Origin of the sequence: Microcoleus sp. T3_A4 (assembly GCF_036700465.1) — a bacterium.
GTDB lineage: Bacteria > Cyanobacteriota > Cyanobacteriia > Cyanobacteriales > Microcoleaceae > Microcoleus.
Genome location: NZ_JAUBOY010000120.1, coordinates 1 through 2,428 on the forward strand (window position 1 = coordinate 1; position 2,428 = coordinate 2,428).

The following is a 2,428-nucleotide window of genomic DNA, read 5'->3' on the forward strand; positions in this document are numbered from 1 at the left end:
CTTTTAATGAAAGATTCTAATTGGGGTATTTCTTTTTCCATATCTATGGGTGGCAGTTGTAAGTTATTCATTTTTTTTGTCATAATCAAGTATTGCATATAATTGTACCGTACTCATGATAATGATTTAGGATTGCTATAGTGGATGCTGCTGTTGAATTCGTTTAGCTTGCGTTCGCAGTTTTTTTTCCAAGCTTCTTGGACTTCAAGGTCAGCTAGGTCGTGTTCAGGTCTGGGTATCCGTAACCGAAACTCTAACGAACGTAGATAGTCCCAACCCCTTTGTACGCTGATTGGACGGTCAAGTAAATTACCCATCCACTCAGCAACTTTACGACTGTTCCATAATCCTCCATCAGCGGTGGGAGTTCGTAAAGTTTGCAACAGTTGTGCTTGTTCCACCACAGATAATAAAGGTTGAGTACCCGGATGTTGATGACGTTTGTCTTTCAACCCATTAGCACCTAATTGATTGTAACGACGGACTAAGCGGTATATCGAGTTACGGCAGTAACCTGTGACCGAAGCGACATCTTCAGTAACTTGTCCAGTTGCTAAGAGCCAAATTATTTGGTAGCGTGTCCGTTCAATTGGGTCTGACGCTTGACGATAAAGTTTAGACAACTCGCAGCAGGTGTGATGAGGCTCTAACTTGAGGCGTTTAGGCATGACTTGTCCTCGTTGCACTCTTGACGCTCTTTCAGTATATCATTCCGGTGCAACCGGAATTGATATCATATAATTTTTATCAAGTGCTAAAACTGTTTTATGAAGAGCTAATTAATGAATGGGTATCAGCAGGTAATGAAGCCTCAGAATTTGCGGAAAAAGGAGCCAAAATAGTGATTATCCTTGATAATGCTAGTTTTCACAAGAAAGAAGAGTACCTGAAAATAATTGAAACAGAAATGCCTAACCTTCATTTAGAATTCCTCCCCGAATACAGCCCCGACTATAACTTAATTGAATTAGTATGGCATTCGGCAAAATAATATATGGCCAATCGACTTTTTACATCTATTTAAGAGCTAGAGTATTTATTGCACCGCCTCTTAAATGAAGCGCAATTAATAATTAAATGGGGCCGCAAAATCCAAAATAAGGGTAATGCTTGTATCATAGTTTAAATGTGCAACAGCTTAGCTGACATGGGTTTAGAATTAAAACCTGAGAAGACAAGGTTAACTCACACTTTCAAGGATGAATTAAGTGAGGATGGTAAAGCTGGTTTTGACTTTTTAGGTCATCACATCCAGCAATACCCTGCTAGACAACATCGGAGCAGTTTAAGTACGCACGGTGAAATATTAGGTTTTAACACACTCATTATCCCAAATAAGAAGTCAAGTAAGGCTCACCAAGAGGAAATCGGAAGAATCATCAAAAAACATAGGTCATCGCCACAATCGGCGTTAATTAGAGACTTAAACCCTGTGATCAGGGGATGGACTTCTTTTTATACAAACTCTGACGCTAAAACCGTTGGAGAACTCTCTAAACAAGATGACCTCATATACCTGAAACTTCGACGTTGGGCAAAACGCCGTTGTGGAAACATCAATGCAGGACATCGACTGTATTGGCATACCATTGGCGGTGATAACTGGGCATTCTCAACCAGAGAAGAGGGAGTGAACCCTATAAGGTTACTAAAGCATAGTGAATTCGAGTGTAGCAGCACCGACTATGTGAAAGTTAAAGGGGATAAAAGTCCTTACGATGGCGACCTGGTTGTGCGAATCGAAGCCGCACGAGAGAGTGGGAGGCTCAAAGACTCCCCTGGCAAGCGCTCAAATGCCAGTGTCCATTTCCTTGGGGCATAAAGAGCAATCTTTGTGTCTCATAGCTAAGGAAAGAAGCCGAACCTAAGTGGGAAGTCACATCCAAAAAGGAGGCAAGGGCAAAACTAATTAGGTGTAGCAATAGCGAACCTGCGATGACGCTTCGTTAAGCCGAGCTTCTGAAAGTGACTGAAACAGGAGTGTAGGGACAACAGGTAATCCAAAGAATTAGGTGGATTGTGTGAGCGCCTAGTCCCCGGAGTAAAGCAGGACACCGAATTAGTTGTATCTCCATCTGGTGTGGAACGAGATAACCCCGATAGGGTCTACTGCCTAATTTCCAACGCAGTAGTAAAGAAACCGTAAGGTAACTCTAACTCCCTAGCGGGTGAGGGATGTCTTCAGAAGCGAATGCCGTCAGGACGAAAGTCCAGAGGAAAAGGCACAAGCCTATAACTCGACGGATAGGGCAGGTAGAAACCTGAGATACCCAACCTGAAAGGGTGCAGACGGAAGACAGGTGAATCTCTTGAAGTTCAATGAGACGGGGCTGAACCTGTCAGGAAAAGTTAGATACAGCGGTTCCCGCTGTTATGAGGTACAATCAATAATAATGAAATATCATTGTGTAATCAAACCTAATGAAAG

General features: G+C 42.4%; 3 protein-coding genes. 2 read left to right on the plus strand and 1 reads right to left on the minus strand.

Annotation, left to right across the window (positions count from 1 at the left end; translation table 11 throughout):
• Positions 1–113: 113 nt before the first annotated feature.
• Positions 114–668, minus strand: coding sequence for a winged helix-turn-helix domain-containing protein (locus QUA07_RS29760; RefSeq protein ID WP_333332826.1), 555 nt, complete (start codon positions 666–668; stop codon positions 114–116).
• Positions 669–751: 83 nt separating this feature from the next.
• Between QUA07_RS29760 and QUA07_RS30190 the strand changes: the two genes are divergently transcribed.
• Entirely contained in the window at positions 752–991 is a 240-nt protein-coding gene (locus tag QUA07_RS30190) for a transposase (RefSeq protein ID WP_445305925.1), read from the plus strand.
• Positions 992–1,147: 156 nt separating this feature from the next.
• Positions 1,148–1,822 (plus strand): group II intron maturase-specific domain-containing protein, encoded by a 675-nt coding sequence (locus QUA07_RS29770; RefSeq protein WP_333332829.1) that lies wholly within the window; start codon positions 1,148–1,150, stop codon positions 1,820–1,822.
• The last annotated feature ends 606 nt before the right edge of the window (positions 1,823–2,428 follow it).